We start from the raw sequence: 21774 nt of genomic DNA, 5'->3' as shown, positions 1-21774 counted from the left end.
AAGAACAAGGCGGTTGGTATATGGTAACATATACGGCGCAGCCCTTTATTTTTTTACATTGAGCATCAATGTGTCCCTTAGATGTGTTGCTGTATTTCGCATTTTAGTATCCCAGCCGTTTTCAATTTTTCCTGAAACGATGTGTGTAAAAGTGGATGTCGCACCACGGTGGTCAACACTGCTTTCCGCTTCCATGGCTTTCTCTTTGGCACCCAAGGCAAACAAGATATAAAGCAATAGGAGCAAAAAGGATTTGAGTAAGGATCGCATGATTCGCCTTTTTTTAGCAAAAGTTTTTTCACATAAAGGTGTATCCCGAGGTATTGAAGCTGAAATTCACGGGTTCCAGCAAGGTACATTCCATAGTGCCTGAGGTGTTTTTCTTGCCTTTATTTTTCTTGTCCTTCATATCCATATACATCATTAAAGCACCTTCGTAATCCTTTAGTTGACTTCTGAGTGCCGGGGGAACCCGATCTGAATCGGTTTTGAATACATCATTAAAACTTATAAGAGCATCATTTGTGAAATATAGGGTAAACACATAATCGGCGTTTTCCATTTGTTTGCCTATACAATCATACCCTAAATAGGTTTTGTTGGGTAGATCTGTGATGGTAAAACCACTTGTGTCAAATTCATCGTCCTCTTCGATATCGCTGAGATCTACTTGGGTAGCGGTGGCCATTTTGTTACCGCCAGAGTCCATAAACATATAGGTAATGTTCTCATCTCCGTCCATGACCATAAACATTTCCATCCCGGCATTTATTTTTGACCCCAAATAAGATGCCCCCGGAGTTAAAAAATAATCGAGATCCATAGCGCCTTTATCGGTAGTCATGGTGAGCCGGTACTGATATTCAAAATCAAAGGATCCCGGGATGTTTTCAGGGACTACTCGTTTTCCTTGTTTGCCACTTCCCAAATTGGCATCGAAAACTTTATCCATAGATCGGCTTGCCTTTTCTGCGGCTTTATTGGCCGTTTTGTTGATTACGGTTTCCTCTACCGTTTGTTCTACTCTATTCTTTAGTTTTTTAAGAAATTGGGCTTCAGAAGTCTCCATGAATACCATAGAAAAGAATAGGGCACTTACAATGATCATTTTTGTTTTCATGTGTTTGTATTTAGCAGGGTTCTATACTGTTTTTCTTTTTGATAATTCTGTTGTTATGTCCATACAAATGTGGTTATAATGAAAAACAAAGGGCATAACAGATGTAACAATGTATAGCTGTGCTGTAACAGCGTTACCCAGGCAATGAAACAGATGTAACAAATGATGCAAATTATGTAACAGTAGTAGTAAAATGCCTAGAGTGAAGTACGCATCATAAATTTCGATGGGGTTTTTCCGTAGGTTTCTTTAAAGCATTTAATGAAGTACGATGGCGAACTAAATCCGCAGGCATAGGCCACTTCGGCCACGGTAATTGTGTTTTTTTGTAGTAGGGGTATGGCTGATTTTAGTCGTTGCGTTGTAATAAAGGCAGTGGCACTGAGGCCCGTAAGTGCCATTAGCTTGCGATGTAACTGCATTCTGCTCATTCCAATAGCCTTACTGAAGGCCGCCGCATTAAAGTCAGGATTGGCCAAGTTGTCCGCTATAACCTGTTGCAGTTTGGTAAAGAATTTTTCGTCGGTGGAAGTAATGAAAATTTCATGAGGTTTTAAAATAGCATTTTGTTGATAGCGGTTTCTTAAATTAATTCTGGATTCTATTAATTTCTGAACACGAAGTTTAATTTTATTGGGATTGTAGGGCTTTAGGATATAATCGTCTGCGCCGGTTTGCAGTCCTATGAGTTCGCTTTCTTCACCTGATTTGGCCGTAAGCAATATGATGGGTATGTGCGATGTGCGCTCGTCGTTCTTTAAGGTTTGGCACAATATAATGCCATCAGTTTCGGGCATGATAATATCTGAAATAATGAGGTCCGGAATATATTGAATGGCTTTTTTTATTCCTGTTGTTCCATTTTCTGCTTCAATCACCTTATAATCGTTCTCAAAAAGCGTTTTCGTAAAGGCTCTTAATTCCGGATTGTCCTCTACCAATAAGATCATTTTGGCAGCTTTGTTTGCGAGGCTCACTCTAGTGTCATAATCGGATAGTTTTTCACTAGGGGATATTTCTGTAGGTAGCGGGATTAACTCCGTTTCTAAAAAACAAGTCTTGGCTATGGGTAGGCGTACCTGAAACCGAATACGGTTTTCATTCACATAGGAGGCCGATATAGTACCGCGGTGCAGGGCTACCAGTTCTTTTATGAGAGAAAGTCCAATCCCGAAACCTTCATTTTGGGTATCGGACTGGTAGAAACGTTCAAATAATTTATCAATATTCGGCTCTTTTATCTCGCTTAGCTCATTTTCAATAGTAATTTCGAGTACATCTTGTTGTTGCTGTGCCTCAAAACGAATAGTGCCCTGTTTTGGGGTGTACTTAATAGCATTGCCAAGCAGATTGCTTAGAATTTTTTCTACCACATCACTGTCATACCAGCCATACTGAATTTGGGTAAGGATTGGGGTAAGCGTTATTTTTTTTTCTATGGCCAACGGAATGAACGAAGCCAGTTGTGCATTTAAAAAAAGCTCCAGATTGGCATATGTTACCCGTAACTTTACAAAGCCCGACTCCACTTTTGAAAGTTCTAAAAGCTGATCTACCAAGCTCATAAGTCGATCTGAATTCCGGGCTACCAGGCTTAAATCTGCACGAGCATCCTCCGGTATGTTTTTATGACCGAGTAATTTTTTAACAGGAGCAGAAATAAGGGTTAAAGGTGTTCTAAATTCATGCGAAAGATTGATGTATAGCTTGGTCTTGTAATCGTTGAGCTGTTTTAAGCGGCCCGAGCGATCCGATTCTATTTTTAACTCAGTTTGCATTTTCCAGCGAGATTTAAAGTAGAAATACGTGGCATATCCAAGCAATCCAAACAAAAGCACATACAACGCCAAGGCAGAGGCACTTAAATACCAAGGTTTTTTAATAGTAAAGCTAAAAACTGCAGGCGTTTCATTCCATGTGCCGTCGTAATTGCTCGATTTTACTTTAAAAACATAGTCTCCAAAAGGAAGATTGGTATAGCGTGCTACAGCCCTATTATCGACTTCCAGCCAGTCGGTCTCATAGCCTTCTAAGATGAATTGGTATTTATTTTTCTCCGGTAAAGAAAATTGCATGCTGCTAAAACCAAAGGTAAGGGTGTTTTGGTTGGCGTTTAGAAGCCTTCCGTTTTGCAAAGGTTGGGGCTCGTTAAAAATCTCAAAACTCGTAATGACGGTTTTCGGAATGATATGGCTTTCTTTCATTTGAGAAGGATCAAACCAATAAATACCATCTAAGGCTCCAAAATACAAATCGCCATTTACGGCCTTAAAATAGGCGCCGGTATTAAATTCATTGGATAAACCATCATAGTTGGTATAGTTGGTAACCTCCGGATTAGGGGAAAGATCTGCATTGGGTCTAAATTTTATGATGCCTTTGTTAGAGCTAAGCCAAAGATTGTTCATATTGTCTTGCATTACCGCATAGATCACGTTGTTTGCAAGTCCGTTTTCGGTAGTATACCTATAGAAGTCCTTTGTTTGGGTGTTGTACGCCTTTAGACCGTCGCCTCCGGTACCAATCCAAAGCACCTTGTTTTGGTCGTATGTGAGTGCTTTCACCTGAAATTGACTCAGGCGTTTCAGTGCATCTTCCGAAATTTCCAGTGGCTTATAGGCGTAGGTCTTTGTATTAAAACGAAATACCCCATGATCATCGGTACCAATCCAAAGGGTGTCATTATCCCCATCGATAATGGTTCGTATATTATTGCTTGGGAAATTCCCTAGTTTGGCCGAAAAGGCAGCCATTACCCCCTTTTTCTTATCAAAAAGAAAGATTCCGCTTTTCCGGGTTCCCAACCAAATTTGATTGTTAGGATCCTTATGGATGCGCCAAATGGTTACGCCGGGAAAGGCTGCGGTGGGGTGGTTTAGGTACTTTGTTATTTTGCGGTCTTTGGATAAAATATTGAGACCTCCATCCTGAGTGCCTATCCAAATGTCACCGGACGCATCGGTAAAAAGGCTCATAATACGATCGTCACTAAGTCCGGAATCTCCTTCATCGGCGAAATACGTTTTCCATGATTTTGTTTGCGCATCATAACAACTAAGTCCCTTTCCACTGGTACCAATCCAAATATTTTCACTATGGTCTATGGTAATGGCTCGTACTACATCAATATTTACATTTTCCGGGGTAAAATAATTAGTAAAATAATTGAATTTGTCTAAAAATGCATCATGATAACTTACTCCGGCGCCATCGGTTCCAAACCATAGCGTTCCGGTATAATCTTCATATATACTGAGTATATCGTCATAATGAATGGTACGGGGATTGTGCTTGGCTACAGAAAAATTTTCTAAGGTACCATATTCCAGGTCAAACTTATACAGGCCACTGCCATAAGTGCCAATCCATAAATTCTGTTGGCTATCTTTTACTAATGACAACACATACAAATCCTCCGGAAAGGGTTTGCCACTTTGTTCTGTAAGCATCACTTTTTCAAAACCATCCTCATCATTTTGTTTTTTCCATAAACCGTTGCCATAGCTTCCTACCCATACCTGGTTGGCGCCATCTATGGCTATAGCACTAAACAAGGTTTTTATGTCGGTTTTTGGTGTATGGGGTACAAATTTTTCGGTTTGGGTGTTGTATTCCATGATGCTGTCTTCTCCTGAAATCCAAATACGGCCCTTGGCATCTTCCGTAATGCTATACACGGTATTGATCTTTTCTGAAGTTGCCAGTTGCGATGCATGGGAATCCTCTTTGCGCATGCGGTACAGACCGGAATGGTAGGTGCCAAACCAAAAATTGTGCTGACTGTCTTGGTATATGGCACTTACGTCGTTAATTGCAGATAGGGGTAGGAACACATCCAATGTAGGATCATAGTAATGGGGAATTCTAGAAATTGGAATAATCCAAATTGTACCAACCCGATCTACATACACTTTGCCAAGATGGCTATATTCATAATTGGTAATATCTTCAAACTGAAAATCGTACACCTTAAAAGTACGCCCGTCGTACTTGTTTAGGCCATCTTGGGTAGCCATCCATAAATAGCCTGTACTATCTTGAGCAATAGAAATAACACTATTTTGGGAAAGCCCTTGATTGATAGATAATTGCCTAAAGGTGGTGTGGTTTTGGGCAAATACGAAGTTTGCCAAACAGGTTACAGCGAAGCAATAAGCCCATTTATTATGGAAAATAATACGTTTCGCGATTTGTCCCAATACTTTCATAAATCAATAATAACAGAAAAAACTGTCGTTAAATAATTTATTCTAAAAAGCGAAAAAACACTTCAATTTACGAAGAGATTTTAGTCGCTTTAGAGATGTTATATTTAGGGAACTTTAACAAAGTTACGATTTTTCATCCATCTTTACAAAACCGTAACACGTTGAATATACTTCTACCTAAAATTGCCGAGGGCGCTACCTAGAGCTAGGATAATTTTCCCAACCCCAAGAAGCTTTGGGCGTTTCAATTTCCTTGGTAAGATCAAAGGAAACTGAAAATAAACGGTCGGTACCTATTCGTCTTAAATTATAGGTGTAGGCCGTATCATTTACGGTAATCCACCAGACGTTGGTTGCTGCAGCCGGGATAACGCCTACGGTTTCCTCGTCTGCGGGAAACACAGCCAATCCGGGCAGCCCACTATTACTGGTAGTGCCTCCGTACATCGTTACCTTGTCTGATGTGCCATCTTCATGGCGATGATCGTGTTTTAGTTGAATTCGGCCATCTTTGTATATTAAAATCCACGTTCTGCTACGGTTATCTCCCACATTAAACGGAATTAGGATTTCATCGTCGTTACATGAAAGAAGGTGTATTACCAATTGTTTACCCTTAAAATCATCTCCGACAGCGCCACTGTTTAGATTTCCTTCATAGGCTTTGCCGCAATGGCGTTTCAGTGTATCCCAGAATTTTTTGGCGCCTGAGGTATCCATCACCTGTGAGGTATGCATTAAAGTGGCGGTAGAAGTTGCCTTTTGCGATTGTAGTGTGGTTTTGCTAAAAGCCATCAAAGCCAAGCAAGCTATTGCAGTTGTAATAATTTTTTTCATTCGTATATTTTTATATTCTAAATATAGGAAATTCCGCCTAGATTGGGATGTTACCCTCAGGGTATTCCTCTTTAGGTACTTCTATTTCCTGACAGATTTCTATAAGCACCCCGTGAGCGCTTTTGGGATGTACAAATGCCACCCATTTGTTGTCTGCTCCTTTTACCGGTATCGTGTTCAGTAATGTAAAGCCTTCTTTTTGAAGCCGTTCCATTTCCGCGCGAATGTCTGCCACGGCAAACGCAATGTGATGAATACCCTCACCTCTTTTGTCTATGAATTTGGCAATGGCACTGTCCGCATCTGTGGCTTCGAGTAATTCTATTTTGCTATCCTCAACGTTAAAAAAGGATGTAATTACCTTTTCCGAATGTACTTCTTCGCGCTTATAAGGTGCCACGCCCAATAATTTTTTATAAACCGTATTAGACGCTTCCAAATCCTTTACGGCAATTCCGATATGCTCTATTTTCTCCATACAATCCTTAGTTTGCGCTTAAAAGCCTTAAAAGTAAGCGGATTTTTAGTTTGAAACCTAAAATACGCAATATTGTATGTATTTTTGCACTATGGAAACGCAACGACAGAAAAAGATTGCCGGAATCATTCAGAAAGACATTGCCGATATTCTTCAACGTGCCGCTACCGATGGCGGATTGCGCGGCACCCTTATATCGGTAACTAAAGTTGCTGTAACCACCGATCTTTCTATTGCCAAGGTATATATAAGCGTTTTTCCGGCTAAAGATAGTGCCGCATTGCTGGAAGGAATAAAATCTAATCAACCTTTAATACGGCACGAGCTATCGCAACGCACCCGATACCAGTTGCGACGTGTTCCCGAACTTTTATTTTATATTGATGATTCTTTGGAGTACATAGAAAAGATTGAAAAATCGCTGAAGGGAGAAGAAAACCCCGTAAAGAATAGGGAACTTTTGGAAAAAAGAAAAAAAGCCTAGCTTGAATTTTCCCTTCTACATAGCAAAGCGGTATGTTCGGTCTAAGAGCAGCCAAAATGCCGTTAACATCATAAATTTTATTACCTTTTTGGTTATCGTCATTGGTTCCGCAGCCCTTTTTATTGTGCTTTCGGGGTTTGCTGGACTTAAAACATTTAGCCTTTCATTCAGCAATACCTTCGACCCCGATTTAAAAGCACTTCCTGCGAGCGGTAAATTTTTTTCGATAACACCGGAACAAGAAGAACAACTGCATAAAATGGAAGGGGTGCTTCATTTCTCTAAAGAATTAGAAGAGCGGGTATATCTAACACATCGTCAAAAAAGTCATGTGGCCTATATTAAAGGCGTAGATAGTCTTTATGCTAAAGTTACTGCGGTGGATAGTACCTTATATTTTGGGGAATGGTATATCGCGCAGCAGCAGGGTGTGGTGGGTATTGGTATTGCCAACCTCTTAGGTCTTACCACCGATAATTATCAAAGTCCGCTCGTAATTTTGGCCCCAAAACCCGGCAAAGGTGGTTTCTCTCAACAAGGGCTCAATGCCAAGCCTTATAATGAGCTGCCATTGGTTATTAGTGGCATCTATGCCGTAGAAGAGCATTTAGATAAAAAATATGTGTTTACAGATTTGGGTTTGGTGCAGGCCTTGCTGGAAAAAGATAGCACACAGGTTTCGGGTCTAAATTTTAAAATTATTCACGGGGGAAATTCAAAAAGTATACAAGAACAATTAAAAACACTATTCGGTGATCGTGTCTCGGTGCAGAATCGAAGAGAGCTCAATAGTACCTTATACCGTATGCTTAATACCGAAAATTTGGCTACATATCTCATTTTTACCTTGGTGCTCATCATTGCATTATTTAATGTAGTGGGAGCCATTATTATGATGATTTTAGACAAACAGCAAAATTCTAAAACGTTGTACAATTTGGGCACAACGATTACGGAATTGCGTCGCATTTACTTTGTGCAAGGCATTTTAGTCACCAGTGCCGGAGGTCTTATTGGAGTTGGATTGGCCTCTGTGCTTATTTGGTCGCAAATTGCGTTTGGTTGGCTTAAAATAACGCCTTCATTGGCGTATCCGGTAGAATATCAACTGATAAACGTACTTATTGTTTTGGCTACTATTGTGGTGTTGGGGGTGATAGCCTCTAAGATTGCGAGTAGTAGGATTTCCAAAAAGTTGATCACTTCCTAGCAACACTTTTTTGTAAAACATCGATTTTAAAGCGATCTATTGTTGGTGCTCTATGGAATGAAAAACCTAATCGATGTTCTAAGCAAACTGAAAATCGGCAAAATTTTCTAAAACGGCATCAAAGGCATCAAACACATCTTCCGAGGCATCGCTGGTAACCATTTTCATTCGGTATTCTTTAAAGTTGGGAATGCCCTTAAAATAATTGGTATAGTGTCTTCGGGTTTCAAAAACTCCCAGTTTTTCGCCTTTCCAAGCAATAGCCATTTCTAAATGCCTACGTGCCGCATGCACACGTTCTTCTAAACTTGGAGGAGCCAAATGCGTTCCGGTTTTAAAATAGTGCTTCACCTCATTAAAAAACCAAGGGTATCCAATACTGGCTCTACCAATCATGGCGCCGTCTAGGCCGTATTCATCGCGCATTTTCTTGGCCATTTCCGGGGAATCTACATCTCCGTTGCCAAAGACAGGAATGTGCATTCTAGGATTGTTCTTTACCTCGGCAATTGGGTCCCAATTGGCCTCCCCCTTGTACATTTGTACCCGGGTTCTGCCATGAATTGAGATGGCTTTTATCCCTACATCTTGCAAACGCTCCGCAACTTCTACAATTTTAATGGAGTCGGCATCCCATCCTAGACGGGTTTTTACGGTTACCGGAAGATGGGTATGTTTTACCATAGCTTCCGTAAGCTTTACCATTAGTGGAATGTCTTTTAAAATACCCGCTCCGGCATTTTTACAGACTACCTTTTTTACGGGACAGCCAAAATTAATATCGATAATATCCGGATTAGATTTTTCCACAATCGATATAGCTTGCAACATGGATTGCATTTCCGCTCCAAAAATTTGGATGCCTACCGGGCGTTCCTTTTCATAAATATCTAGTTTTATGACACTTTTTGCAGCGTCGCGAATAAGCCCCTCCGAGGAAATAAATTCGGTATACACCACATCGGCACCATGTTCTTTACAAAGGGCACGAAAAGGAGGGTCGCTTACATCTTCCATGGGAGCGAGAAGCAAGGGGAATTCAGGCAATTGTATGTTTCCTATGTTAGGCAACTTGTTTCGTTTAAGGGTGCAAATTTAGACAAAAAAGGGAAGGAATCAAGTTCAAGCTTAAAAAGCAATCTAAGACAAAACACTACAATAGGGCTGCTGCAGCACTTTTAGCAGGAGCTTAAAAAGCGATATCCACCTCAAGTGCACTTCCGTTTCTATCTACGATGACCTTGGTTTTATCTCCTTCTTTAAAAGCGGACAACGCCCTCATATAGCTCATCATATTTACTACAATACTGTCTCCCAATTGTAGTACGATGTCTCCTTTTTGGAGCCCAGCTTTCTGGGCCGGTTTGTCTTCGCTTACCCCATCAATACGCATTCCTTTTCCATCAAACAAATAATCGGGTACCACACCAAGACCCACTTTAAAACGGGGAACTTCTTCACTTTCATTTTTAGTTTTTCGGAAAGCGAGTTTCGGCGCTTGGTCTACTTCCATTAGGATAGCGGTTATGTAGTCTGTTAGTAACTGCATGCCTTCATAATTCAATTTTTCACTGTCGTCCGAAGGTTTATGATAATCCTCATGTTGTCCGGTAAAAAAGTGAAGCACCGGAATGTCTTGCAAATAAAAGGAAGTATGATCTGAAGGCCCAACACCGGACTGTTGTAAGACCAATTTAAATCCGGGATTTGTGGTTTGCACTATCTGTTCCCACAGGGTAGCGGTACCTGTGCCACTTATAGATAAGGTTATGTCTTCTCGCAAACGGCCTACCATATCCATATTCAACATACAATTTACCTTAGAAAGGTTGATCGTAGGGTTTTTTACAAAATAATTGCTGCCCAATAAACCCATTTCTTCGCCCGAAAAAGCCAAAAAAAGATAATTATGCCTTGCGGGAATTTGCTTTAATTTTTCTGCCAGTTGCAATAATACGGCGACACCACTGGCATTGTCATCGGCGCCATTGTGTATGGCTTGGCCTTCCCTATGCAAAGAACCTTCGCCACCCATACCTAAATGGTCGTAATGTGCCCCAATGACAATGGTGTTTTCGGCCTTATGATCTATAAATCCGATTACATTGGTGCCGGTTATAGTGCTGTCCCCATTACCGTAGTGCACCTCGCTATGCGGATCCTTTTTTGGCTTAAAGGTAAAGGTCTGAAAATAGGTGCCTGCCATGCCCTTTGGTTGCAATCCCATGGACTGCATTCGTTTTTGAATATAATTGGCGGCCATGAGTTCACTTTCTGTACCGGTTTCCCTACCTTTCAGTGCATCGCTGGCCAGAAAAGTAACATCGTCGTTAAGCGTTACCGATGTTGGTCTTTCTTTTTTGCATGCCACGAGCACGAACAAAAAGCAGATAAATAACCTTCTTTGGATCATTTTTAAATTATTTTTGTGTAAAAATACGCATCTCCATGAGAATCATTGTCGTACTATGCTATTTAATAGTTTTAAGCAGTTGCAAAACAGAGCCTAAGAAAACCGATATAGATCCGAAGCCAAGGAATACCCTTATGGCCGGAGAGGATTCGTTGATTTATCCTGAAGAGAAACATTTTAAAAGCATACGGCAAATTACCTTTGGAGGCGATAATGCCGAAGCCTATTGGAGTTTTGACGACAGTAAACTTATATTTCAATCGAATAACAGTGAATGGGGCTTAGAATGCGATCAAATGTTTGTAATGGGGATATCTGAATCTTTTAAGGAGACCAAACCTCCCATGGTGAGCACCGGTTTGGGTCGTACTACCTGTGCCTATTTTCTGCCAGACAACACCCATTTTGTGTATGGCTCTACCCATTTGGCCGACGAGGCCTGCCCCGAAGTGCCACTGCGAAAAAATGGCGACTATGTGTGGCCTGTATATGATTCGTTCGATATTTTTGTGGCTGATTTAGAGGGCAACATCGTTACGCAACTCACAAAAGAACCGGGCTACGATGCCGAGGCAACGGTTTCTCCCATAGGCGATAAAATTGTGTTTACGTCTATGCGAAGCGGTGATCTTGAATTATATACTATGAATTTGGATGGTAGCAATGTACAACAAATCACTGATGAATTGGGGTATGATGGGGGTGCTTTCTTTTCCCCGGATGGCACCAAACTAATCTTCAGAGCCTCGCGTCCAAAAACCCTTGAAGCCATAAAAAAGTATAAAGAGTTATTAGCGGAAGGCTTGGTAGAGCCCACCGATATGGAACTTTTTATCTGTAATGCGGATGGTAGCGACCTAAAACAACTTACCTTTTTAGGCAATGCCAATTGGAGTCCGTTTTTTCATCCTTCCGGAAAGAAAGTTCTGTTCTCTAGTAACTTTGAGGCCGAAAAAGGCTTCCCATTTAACCTGTATATGATTGATATTGATGGGAAAAATTTAAAGCGCATTACGCACGGGGAAACATTTGATGCCTTTCCGGTCTTTTCTAACAACGGCAAGTATTTGGCTTTTTCTAGTAATCGTAATAATGGAGGCACACGAGACACCAATCTTTTCATTGCCGAGTGGCAGGAGTAAATATGCCTTAGAAGCTCTGCTAAGAATTAAAATTAGTGGGAGAAGAGATGCCGCCAATGGCTAAGCATGGATACTTTTGAAAGTGGACGTTTTTTTGAAATGGATGTAGCCTTTCTTGACTTTCGTAAAATAACGACATTATCCTTGGGTTTGCCATTAAAAACGAAGGATGGTTTTATATTCTAAAATTCAAGGAAGTTTTAATTGGAAACGCTCACCACATTACCGCTAAATCGGGTGCGGTATTCCAGCATATCAAAACGTCTTTGGCCATCGTCGGGTCTGTTTAGCATTTGTCCTGTAAACAAACTGTACTCATATTGTTCGCAAGGACACACGGCCGTTTGTCCGTTTAAATCCATGGTAGAACAACTATTAGGGGCATGGTTCGGATCTGTGGCTTCAAAGGCTCGGAATTGGTTAAAGCCCACATTCATCACAAATACCCCGCGAATACCAACTCCTTGATTACCAATAAAAACAGCGTTTCCGGTGTTGGTCAAAGGACTGTATAAGGGAAGGTTCAGGTTTAGATCAAAACGGAATCCAAATTCTTGTAAAAAGGGATTCCGATTGCTAGTATCGTTACTGCAAGATAGGAGTAAGATGAATAAGAATTTCACTACAATGCGCTTCATAGGTTGTAAGGGGGTCATATGATGTAAGATGCATAAAGCTACCGCAAATATTCCATTTAGGAAGAAACGGGTAACCGAAGCAACAAAATTTGATCTGTTCAGAGGTTAACGGAAACAAAATTGAACAAAAATTATGTATATTTGTCTTAAATCCTCTATAAAAAAGAGGATTTTCCTATTTATTAAACACAGGAGTTATGGGCAACGTATCGTATTATACCGCAGAAGGGCTTAAAAAACTTAAAGATGAATTAAACTATCTTAGAGATGTGGAACGTCCCAAAGCATCGCAGGCCATTGCAGAGGCAAGAGATAAGGGAGACTTGTCTGAAAATGCAGAATATGATGCCGCCAAGGAGGCGCAGGGTCTCTTGGAACTGAAAATCGCCAAAATGGAGGAGGTCGTTTCTACGGCCAGACTCATAGACGAATCGCAATTGGATACCTCCAAAGTTTTGGTGCTATCTACCGTTAAGCTAAAAAACCAAACCAATGGCATGGTTATGACCTATACCTTAGTAGCCGAAAGCGAAGCGGATTTAAAAGCCGGTAAAATTTCGGTTAGCTCACCTATTGGAAAAGGGTTATTAGGAAAAAAAGTTGGCGAAACAGCCGAAATACAGGTGCCAAATGGTACCTTAAGATTCGATATTTTAGAAATTTCAAGATAAGAATCAATCCACTCGTATTCCAAATAATGTTTCGGATATGGGTAGGTGTAGGAAGTTTAATTTGGTAGTAAAATGCACTATGGCCAGTATCTTCACTAAAATTGTCAACGGAGAAATCCCTTCCTATAAAATCGCAGAAGACGCTCATTTTTATGCTTTTCTAGATATAAACCCCAACGCCAAGGGGCATACCTTGTGTATTCCTAAAAAAGAAGAAAACAAGTTGTTCGATTTGGATGAAGCCACCTATATGGGGCTCATGGCTTTTTCGAGAAAAGTGGGTAGAGCTTTGGAAAAGTCGGTCCATTGTAAACGGGTAGGGATGTCCGTAATTGGCTTAGAAGTTCCCCATGTACACGTACACCTTATTCCTTTAACTAGCATGAAAGATGCTACCTTTCAGCACAAAGTAAGTCTGAGCCCTGAGGAATTTGCAGAATTGGCCCAAAAGATAAGGGCTAATTTGGAATAAGGTTCAATATAAATGCATAGCCTAGAGCAGCTATAACTGCAATAAGAATCAGCAGCAATGCGAAGAAGAGTTTCGTAAATTGCACCTTAGATTTTTCGGGCACTACGGTTTTTTCGTAATAGTCAAAGACACGTTCTATGTCCGCTGTCCAATCTGAAGGATAAATGGTGGTAAGGCATTTTTTGCATTTCATTTCATGCGTTACTTCATTTGAAGTCCGATGCATGAAAAGACCCAATCGGTGTTTTTGGAAAAACCTAAGTTTTAATTCCTGATTAAAACATTCCGGACAGTTATTAGATAGATCGGCCTCCTTGATAATCTCTAATTTTTCAATTGCCATGCGCTACGTATTTATTTTTAACGAAATTTGCATAATCGTTCCTTCTTTGTTCGAAAAAAGGACTTTTACCTTTCCATTGTGATAGTCCTCTACGATACGTTTCACCAAAGAAAGACCCAAACCCCAACCTCTTTTTTTTGAGGTAACCCCAGGCTTAAAAATGTTCTGAAAATCACTTTTCGGAATACCGTGACCGGTATCGGCCACCATAACATTTACCTGTTTTCCATCGGGAATAATTTCGATACGGATGTCTCCTTTTCCCCGCATGGCATCAATTCCGTTTTTAACTAAATTTTCTATGGTCCAATGGTATAAAGACTGGTTTAAAAGCACCGGTAAATAGGGCACCTCCGAATGAAAAGTAAATTGGATAAGTTTAGAACTCCTCAGTTTCAAATAATCAAAAGCCATTTTAGTTTCGACAACAATGTCATACTCATGTAATTTGGGGCTAGAGCCAATTTTTGAAAAGCGGTCGGTTATGGTCTGCAGCCGAGAAATGTCTTTTTCAATTTCGTCGGTAATGTCTTTGCTAATGTGTTCAGATTTTAGCAACTCATTCCATCCCAAAAGGGAAGAAAGCGGTGTTCCTATCTGATGCGCAGTTTCCTTGGCCATGCCTGCCCATAATTTGTTTTGTTCGGAAGCTTTGTTGGTTTTAAAGAAGAAGAAAATAACAGTCCCGAAAAGCAGAATGATAAGGAGTAATGCAATGGGATAATATTTTAGTTTATTGAGTACCTCAGAATTGCCGTAGTATAGGGTTGCAAGTGGTTCGCCCTTATCTTCTATGGAAATAGGATTGTTTTCTTCCTGAAATAGCGCAATTTTTTTTTGAAGTAAAACACTGTCCTGCGCAAGCTCCAAAGGCATATTATTCACCTTTACCGTGCCGTTCTTGTTTACAAGAATCATGGGTGTTGAAGTGTTGTTTTGAAAGATTTTCACATGCAAATTGCCCAAGTCCATATCTTCAGATGATGCCAGAAACTCTGATTGCGCAGTGGCCCATATTTCCATTTTGTATCGCTCTTCCTCTTTAAACTTTTTAAAAAAACTATTGGTGTTCCAAAGGATAAGGCTCACGATGGTAAAAGCCGAGAGCAATAGGAAAATATTGGCCGTTTTCTTTTTTAGTTGTAAAGGCATTCAAGCAAATTAATAATGCCTAAAGATAACGGAAATTACAACAAGATATTCTGTTACGCCTTGGGGTATGGTTTCATAAAGCGTACAATTTATGTACCTTTGTACACCTATGTCCAAAATCGTTTCCATAAACCCTAAAGAAGTTTCAACCGTAGCGTTGCAAGGTTATTTATTGGGGGCTGTAGGGCCTAGACCTATTGCGTTGGCAAGCACATTAAATAGGGAAGGAGTTCCTAATCTTGCCCCTTTTAGTTTTTTTAATGTGTTTAGTAGCAACCCGCCCATCCTTATATTTTCTCCTGCCAGAAGAGTTAGAGATAATAGCACAAAACACACGTTGCAAAATGTTTTGGATACTAAAGAAGTGGTGATTAATGTGGTTAATTATGACATGGTACAACAAACGTCTTTAGCCAGTACGGACTACGCCGAAGGCGAGAATGAGTTTGTAAAGGCAGGATTTACCATGTTGGCCTCTGCCATTGTAAACCCATTCAGGGTGGCAGAAAGTCCGGTACAGTTTGAGTGTAAGGTCACTAAAATAGAGCCATTGGGAACAAACGGCGGAGCAGGAAATCTTATTTTTTCGGAGGTACTCAGAATACATATACATGCGGATGTTCTGGGAGCGCAGGGAAGTATAGACCCCTATAAAATAGACCTAGTAGCTCGTATGGGGGCAAATTGGTATAGCAGGGCTAAAACGGGGCTTTTTGAAGTGCCGAAACCTCTTTCTACAGCAGGGATAGGTTTCGATGGAATCCCCACCCGCATTAGGTTAAGCAGGGTTTTAACAGGAAATGATTTAGGAATGTTAGCCAATGTAGCGCAAGTACCTACCGCAGATGAAATTCACCAATTTGTAACTGAAAACACCGAAATTCAGTCCATCATAAGTACCTATAATGAAACACAACTGCATTTAAAAGCACAGGATTATTTACAAAAAAAAGATGTACTTTCCGCATGGAAAGTATTACTATCAAATTAAAAGAAAATGGAAGTACAAGGAACAGTAAAAATGGTTGGGGATACCCAAACTTTTGGAACCAATGGGTTTCGCAAGCGGGAGGTGGTAGTAACCACAGACGAGCAATACCCGCAGCATATTATGGTAGAATTTGTTCAAGACAAATGCGACCTTTTAAACAGTGTTGCGGTAGGGCAGGAAGTAAAAATAAGTATAAATCTTCGAGGTAGAGAATGGGTAAACCCTCAGGGCGAGACCAAATATTTTAATTCTATACAGGGATGGCGTATAGAAAAAGTTCAGGCAGAGGCAGCACCCGGTCAAATGCCGCCTGTACCGCCTTTGGAAGCTTTTGAACCGGTAGACGACATCAATGAAGAAGAGCATGACGACCTTCCTTTTTAACCACTAACAGGTTACGACTGCTTAAAAATCGACAGCCATTTTGATGGATGATTACAGTGCTGTGAATTACTAAATCGTTACGGTTTTGAAAACTGAAGGTAGTAAACAAACCATTACTTTTCTCACAGAACGCTTGTGGTTTCCGTCGGTGGAACATGCTACATCCGATGGATTAGTAGCTGTGGGTGGCGATTTAGATCCTGAACGCATTTTAGCAGCCTATCAAAAGGGTATTTTTCCGTGGTATAGTGCAGATTCGCCCATTCTTTGGTGGAGTCCCGATCCCCGAATGGTGCTGTATCCCGAAGAAATTAGGGTTTCTAAGAGTATGCAAAAAGTAATTCACAGTCGCCAGTTTGAGCTCACTCAAAACCGCTGTTTTTCCGAGGTGCTAGAGCAATGTGCTTCCGTACCCCGAACGGGTCAAGAAGGCACTTGGCTTAGTGCGGAAATGAAAACAGCCTACCTAAGGCTCTTTCATATGGGTTGGGCCAAATCGTATGAAGTGTGGCAGAATGGTACATTGGTGGGCGGACTTTACGGCTTGGATTTGGGTCACGTTTTTTGTGGAGAAAGTATGTTTAGCAGCACAAGCAATGCGTCTAAGTTCGCCTTAATTAAATTAGCCCAGCACCTTCAGCACAAGAACTACCACCTTATAGATTGTCAAATGTACACGCCCCATTTAGAGCGTATGGGGGCACGTTCCATAGCTCGAAAATACTTTTTAGACGTACTCCAAAAGGGCACGTAAACCACATAGATCCTCGGGTCGCATTTGTAGATACGTATGCGGCACAACACTACAAGAGCTACACAAGCAAAACGCACAAAATATACAGTGGTTTTTATTCTTAAATGAAAGATGGAGTTCTGCACTTGTCGCTTTAACCTTGTGTTTCGCACCTTGATGAGATCCTTCAAGGGGTTTTAGCTTGTTTGGCGCACAACAAAGTACTTCGTATTGGTTTCGCAGGCTTAGTGCGATTCATCTAAAATGCATTAGCGAGATTCTGAACTCAGAAGTGTTTTATCTGCCCAAAGAGCCAGGAAAACCAGATTTTTAAATTCAAAAAGCTGTTCCCTTTACACTTTTACCTTCTTTTTGAGTGTGCATAGTACTGGATTAATCAATTTTAATTCAATCTAAAGATTCCCCGACCCTTGGGTCGGGGTTTCCTATTTACGGCTCCTTTGGAGCGATCGGAACTGCCTTTTTGCAGTTCCGGGTAAGGTAAAATACAACATATCGGTTTTTGGCCCAAAGACCAAAATGAAACTGGCGAAACCCGTGCTGAGCGCAGTAGAAGTATACCCTTGTGGCTTGCCTTGGGGATAGTCATTTTCAAGAAATTTTTTATTATAAAAAATGTTGTAAATCAGATTATTAACGCTCGTAACAGCCCAAATAAATGTAATACTATCGTTAAATAATAGTTAATATATCATACTTTAATAGTAAAACTATTAATTATGCGATTATATTTGTAGTCTAGAAAGTAATATCGTATGGAACAGCTCATGCAATCTGTTAAAATTGGGATCAATGAAAAAATCTATTTGAAGGATCCCGAGTCTTCCGAATTGGGAAGGCGTATTCTTTTAAATGGCATTTCAATGATCCACGAGGTGGGATTTGAAGCGTTTACATTTAAAAAACTCGGGGAACAAATCGGCTCTAATGAAAGTTCCATATATCGCTATTTTGAAAGTAAACATAAGTTTTTACTCTATTTAGTGTCCTGGTATTGGGGTTGGATGGAGTATCAGTTGGTTTTTGCTACCAATAGTATCCCTGATCCAGAAGAAAAATTAAGAATGGCCATATCTATTGTGACCAAATTAAAGGAACAAAATGCTACAGGGGGCTCTATCAATCATACGAAGTTAACCAAGATAATGATCAATGAATTTTCTAAATCGTATTTAACGAAGGAAGTAGATGCGGAAAATGAGGAAGGCTATTTTGTAATATACAAACGTTTGGTAAACCGTTTGGCAAAAATGATAGAAGCTGTAGATGCAGATTATCCTTATCCGTTAAGCCTATCGAGCAATGTGGTGGAAGGCGGGTTGCATCAGCATTTTTTAATGGATCATTTTCCATCCCTTACCAATTGCAAAAAGAGTTTTACACCCACTTCATTTTATACCGATTTGGTATTTAGAACCTTAAACCGAAACTAAATGGCGAAAACAATACTTACTTCTTGGGAAAGGTTCAAAGGACTAGTTGCCCTAGATAAGAAAGACATTTTGCAAATCTTGTATTATGCCATTTTTGTCGGATTGGTAAATCTATCCCTTCCGTTAGGCATACAAGCCATTATTAATTTAATACAAGGGGCGCAGATGAGTACCTCATGGATTGTCTTAGTTGTGTTGGTGACTTTAGGAGTTGCTTTTGCAGGGGTATTGCAATTAATGCAGATACGAATTATAGAAAACATTCAACAAAAGATATTTACCCGATCTGCTTTTGAATTTGCCCACCGGTTTCCAAAAATAAAAATGGAAGCTTTCGGGTTTCAATATCCTCCCGAATTGGCCAATAGGTTCTTTGATACGCTAACTGTTCAAAAGAGCTTTTCTAAGATTTTGGTCGATGTTCCGGCTGCCGCACTGCAAATTTTGTTTGGACTCATGTTATTGTCCTTTTACCATCCATTTTTTATTTTATACGGTTTTATGTTGGTGGCTTTGGTCTATGTGGTCTTTAAATTTACAGCCGAAAAAGGACTTAATACCAGTTTGGATGAGTCTAAGCAAAAGTATAAAGTAGCCCATTGGATACAGGAAATAGCCCGATCTATCACCGCTTTTAAAATATCGGGTAAAACCTCTCATGCCATGGACAAAAGTGATGCGCTGGTTCTAGAATATCTAAAAGCACGAGAAAGTCATTTTAGAATACTGGTGATTCAGTTTATACAAATGATCGGGTTTAAAGTGCTGGTAACCGCCGGTCTGCTTCTTATTGGGGGCTTACTGGTACTGAATCAGCAAATGAATATTGGCCAATTTGTGGCAGCAGAGATTATAATTTTATTGGTAATCAATTCTGTAGAAAAACTGATCTTTAGGTTAGAAACTTTTTATGATCTACTTACATCCCTAGAAAAATTAGGACAGGTAGTCGATAAAGATTTGGAAGCTCAGACGGGCGATAAACCGCAATGGGATGATGACCCACTTACCATAGAATTAAAGGATGTTTCGTATAAAATTGAAGGTACAGATCAACTGGCGGTAGCAGATGTTTCGATGATCATACCGCCAAACTCTAAAATATGGATTCCTAGTGCAAGTAGTTCCGGAAAAACAACATTACTTCAATTAATTGGCGGGTTAATAACCCCTACAAAGGGCACTATTTACATCAATAACAGAGATTTAATAGGAATTAATTTAAATCATTATCGGTCTATGCTCGGATTTGTTCTTTTAACTGAAACCCCTTTTGAAGGTACCATCCTAGACAACATTACTTTTGGGGACAAACGTATTTCGAATGCGGATGTCGCGCAGGTTTTGGAAAAAACGGGTCTCACGGAATTTGTTAAAAAACAATCTAAGGGCATCCATACCACGATTTTCCCTGAAGGGCAGCACATTCCTTCAAGTGTAGGAAAAAAAATAATTTTGGCACGAAGTCTTGTCAGAAAACCAAAGCTTTTATTGCTAAAAGAACCTTTAGATCAAATAGATGAATTAGAGGCCAATACCATCATGGACTATTTAGTAGATCCTTCAAATCCGTGGTCCCTTATTGTTATTAGCAAAAACCCGAGATGGGGCTTGGTTACGGACCGTACTTTAAAATTGGCAAATGGAAAATTAATTGATGATTATAAGGCTAAAAAAGGAAATTAAATGCTAAATATATCCCACAATAAACTCAATAGAGAGGTAGATTTATCTGTCTTTGAGTCTGGAAAGACCGTGTTTCACAAGCGCCATTACGGTCTCATTAATAAGTTTTTGTTGGGCTTTTCGCTCTTTGGACTGTTATTTTTATTCCTTCCTTGGACACAGAATGTGCGAGGAACAGGTTTTGTAACTACACTTAAACCGGATCAACGGCCTCAAACTATTCAGTCGCCCATTCCGGGACGTATTGAAAAATGGTATGTTACTGAAGGAGATTATGTAGAAAAAGGAGATACTATTCTTCATATTTCAGAAGTTAAGAATGAATATTTCGATCCAAAACTGGTAGAACGCACAGGAGATCAGGTTCGCGTAAAAACCATGGCCGTACAATCCTACGGAAATAAAGTAAAAGCCCTAGAAAATCAAATAGTGGCATTGGGTAATGAACGAAGATTGAAGCAAGAACAAGCCAAAAACAAATTATTACAAGCCACTTTAAAAGTGCAAAGCGATAGTATCGATTTTGAGGCTGCAAAAACAAATTTAATCATTGCGGAGCGTCAATATAACCGTACGCTACAGTTACAGGAAGAAGGACTCAAAGCGGTAACGGATGTAGAAGACAAACGCTTAAAATTGCAGGAGACTCAAGCAAAACGTATTTCGCAAGAAAATAAATTGTTGTCCTCTAAAAATGAGGTCATTAATGCGAAGATGGAACTAAGCAGGGTCGATGCAGAATATATCGATAAAATTTCCAAGGCCCAAAGTGATATGTACACGGCCCAATCGTCGCAATACGACTCCGAAGCCCAAGTTACAAAACTAGAAAACGAGTTTGCAAACTATGAAATGCGGAGAGATATGTATTTTATTTTGGCGCCCCAAAGTGGGTATATAAATAGAGCACTTCAATCCGGAATAGGAGAAACGTTTAAAGAGGGCGATCGTCTTGTGGGGATTATGCCTTCAGACATTGAGTTGGCCGTAGAGACTTATGTAAATCCCATAGATCTTCCCTTATTACATGTGGGCGAAAAAGCACGCGTACTTTTTGATGGTTGGCCCGCCATCGTTTTTAGCGGTTGGCCTAATATTTCTTTTGGAACCTATGGAGCCAAAATTTACGCTATTGAACGCTTTATTAGTGAAAACGGTAAATATCGGGTGCTTTTAGCTCCCGATCCCGAAGACAATCCATGGCCACAAGAAATTAGAGCTGGTTCAGGCGCTAATACCATGTCATTGCTAAAGGATGTGCCTATTTGGTTTGAGTTATGGCGACAAATTAATGGTTTTCCTCCGGAATATTATTTGCCGCAAACGGTTGATGAAGCGTCCAAAACAAAAAAGTAACT

21 protein-coding genes are annotated in these 21774 nt (G+C 40.2%); 11 read left to right on the top strand and 10 right to left on the bottom strand.

Annotated features, from left to right (window positions below; genetic code table 11):
- Positions 1 to 45: 45 nt before the first annotated feature.
- The 5 genes from U1E44_RS13955 to mce all read right to left on the bottom strand — a co-directional run bounded on the left by U1E44_RS13955 (position 46) and on the right by mce (position 6643).
- The gene (locus U1E44_RS13955; protein WP_322931718.1) at positions 46 to 270 is read right to left on the bottom strand and encodes a hypothetical protein; all 225 of its coding nucleotides are present in this window, start codon (positions 268 to 270) and stop codon (positions 46 to 48) included.
- A gap of 28 nt (positions 271 to 298) precedes the next feature.
- Complete coding sequence (locus tag U1E44_RS13950; protein WP_322931717.1) at positions 299 to 1120, bottom strand: hypothetical protein; 822 nt, start codon at positions 1118 to 1120, stop codon at positions 299 to 301.
- Positions 1121 to 1317: 197 nt separating this feature from the next.
- Entirely contained in the window at positions 1318 to 5253 is a 3936-nt protein-coding gene (locus U1E44_RS13945) for a two-component regulator propeller domain-containing protein (RefSeq protein ID WP_322931716.1), read from the bottom strand.
- A gap of 270 nt (positions 5254 to 5523) precedes the next feature.
- Positions 5524 to 6165 carry a hypothetical protein gene (locus U1E44_RS13940; protein WP_322931715.1) on the bottom strand — a complete coding sequence of 214 codons (642 nt, stop codon included), beginning with the start codon at positions 6163 to 6165 and terminating at the stop codon, positions 5524 to 5526.
- Positions 6166 to 6202: 37 nt separating this feature from the next.
- Positions 6203 to 6643 (bottom strand): methylmalonyl-CoA epimerase, encoded by a 441-nt coding sequence (gene mce, locus U1E44_RS13935; RefSeq protein ID WP_322931714.1) that lies wholly within the window; start codon positions 6641 to 6643, stop codon positions 6203 to 6205.
- Between the two features lie 91 nt (positions 6644 to 6734).
- Here mce and rbfA point away from each other — a divergent pair, with 91 nt between their 5' ends.
- Both rbfA and U1E44_RS13925 read left to right on the top strand, forming a co-directional pair.
- A complete protein-coding gene (rbfA, locus tag U1E44_RS13930; protein WP_322931713.1) occupies positions 6735 to 7127 on the top strand; it encodes a 30S ribosome-binding factor RbfA in 393 nt (130 codons plus the stop codon).
- Between the two features lies 1 nt (position 7128).
- Entirely contained in the window at positions 7129 to 8337 is a 1209-nt protein-coding gene (locus U1E44_RS13925) for an ABC transporter permease (protein ID WP_322931712.1), read from the top strand.
- A gap of 78 nt (positions 8338 to 8415) precedes the next feature.
- Here U1E44_RS13925 and dusB read toward each other — a convergent pair whose 3' ends face one another.
- A complete protein-coding gene (dusB, locus tag U1E44_RS13920) occupies positions 8416 to 9408 on the bottom strand; it encodes a tRNA dihydrouridine synthase DusB (RefSeq protein ID WP_322931711.1) in 993 nt (330 codons plus the stop codon).
- Between the two features lie 118 nt (positions 9409 to 9526).
- The gene (locus U1E44_RS13915) at positions 9527 to 10750 is read right to left on the bottom strand and encodes a M20/M25/M40 family metallo-hydrolase (protein WP_322931710.1); all 1224 of its coding nucleotides are present in this window, start codon (positions 10748 to 10750) and stop codon (positions 9527 to 9529) included.
- Positions 10751 to 10785: 35 nt separating this feature from the next.
- On the opposite strand from U1E44_RS13915, the gene U1E44_RS13910 reads away from it, so the two are divergent.
- Complete coding sequence (locus U1E44_RS13910; RefSeq protein WP_322931709.1) at positions 10786 to 11892, top strand: TolB family protein; 1107 nt, start codon at positions 10786 to 10788, stop codon at positions 11890 to 11892.
- A 200-nt stretch (positions 11893 to 12092) separates the two neighbouring features.
- Here the strand turns inward: U1E44_RS13910 and U1E44_RS13905 are convergent, their stop codons facing one another.
- On the bottom strand, positions 12093 to 12530 hold the full coding sequence (locus U1E44_RS13905; RefSeq protein WP_322931708.1) for a Rieske (2Fe-2S) protein: 438 nt from the start codon (positions 12528 to 12530) through the stop codon (positions 12093 to 12095).
- A gap of 197 nt (positions 12531 to 12727) precedes the next feature.
- Here U1E44_RS13905 and greA point away from each other — a divergent pair, with 197 nt between their 5' ends.
- Complete coding sequence (greA, locus tag U1E44_RS13900; protein ID WP_322931707.1) at positions 12728 to 13201, top strand: transcription elongation factor GreA; 474 nt, start codon at positions 12728 to 12730, stop codon at positions 13199 to 13201.
- A gap of 79 nt (positions 13202 to 13280) precedes the next feature.
- Entirely contained in the window at positions 13281 to 13673 is a 393-nt protein-coding gene (locus U1E44_RS13895) for an HIT family protein (RefSeq protein WP_322931706.1), read from the top strand.
- Here U1E44_RS13895 and U1E44_RS13890 read toward each other — a convergent pair.
- Positions 13660 to 14016, bottom strand: a complete 357-nt coding sequence (locus U1E44_RS13890; protein ID WP_322931705.1) for a hypothetical protein — start codon at positions 14014 to 14016, stop codon at positions 13660 to 13662. The two genes, U1E44_RS13895 and U1E44_RS13890, sit on opposite strands and share 14 nt — an antisense overlap.
- Positions 14017 to 14019: 3 nt before the next feature.
- Positions 14020 to 15168 carry a HAMP domain-containing sensor histidine kinase gene (locus tag U1E44_RS13885; protein WP_322931704.1) on the bottom strand — a complete coding sequence of 383 codons (1149 nt, stop codon included), beginning with the start codon at positions 15166 to 15168 and terminating at the stop codon, positions 14020 to 14022.
- 91 nt (positions 15169 to 15259) lie between these two features.
- Between U1E44_RS13885 and U1E44_RS13880 the strand changes: the two genes are divergently transcribed.
- The 6 genes from U1E44_RS13880 to U1E44_RS13855 all read left to right on the top strand — a co-directional run bounded on the left by U1E44_RS13880 (position 15260) and on the right by U1E44_RS13855 (position 21772).
- Positions 15260 to 16159, top strand: coding sequence for a flavin reductase family protein (locus U1E44_RS13880; protein ID WP_322931703.1), 900 nt, complete (start codon positions 15260 to 15262; stop codon positions 16157 to 16159).
- A gap of 6 nt (positions 16160 to 16165) precedes the next feature.
- Positions 16166 to 16543, top strand: coding sequence for a DUF3127 domain-containing protein (locus U1E44_RS13875; protein ID WP_322931702.1), 378 nt, complete (start codon positions 16166 to 16168; stop codon positions 16541 to 16543).
- Between the two features lie 85 nt (positions 16544 to 16628).
- Positions 16629 to 17297: a leucyl/phenylalanyl-tRNA--protein transferase gene (aat, locus tag U1E44_RS13870; RefSeq protein ID WP_322931701.1), complete on the top strand. Its 669-nt coding sequence runs from the start codon at positions 16629 to 16631 to the stop codon at positions 17295 to 17297.
- 755 nt (positions 17298 to 18052) lie between these two features.
- The gene (locus U1E44_RS13865; protein WP_322931700.1) at positions 18053 to 18730 is read left to right on the top strand and encodes a TetR/AcrR family transcriptional regulator; all 678 of its coding nucleotides are present in this window, start codon (positions 18053 to 18055) and stop codon (positions 18728 to 18730) included.
- Entirely contained in the window at positions 18731 to 20416 is a 1686-nt protein-coding gene (locus tag U1E44_RS13860; RefSeq protein ID WP_322931699.1) for a peptidase domain-containing ABC transporter, read from the top strand.
- Entirely contained in the window at positions 20417 to 21772 is a 1356-nt protein-coding gene (locus U1E44_RS13855) for an HlyD family secretion protein (RefSeq protein WP_322931698.1), read from the top strand.
- Positions 21773 to 21774: the final 2 nt, after the last annotated feature.

Source organism: Aurantibrevibacter litoralis, from assembly GCF_034651555.1.
GTDB lineage: Bacteria > Bacteroidota > Bacteroidia > Flavobacteriales > Flavobacteriaceae > Aurantibrevibacter > Aurantibrevibacter litoralis.
The sequence above is the reverse complement of the archived record's forward strand: the minus strand, read 5'-3'. Positions and strand labels throughout refer to the sequence as shown.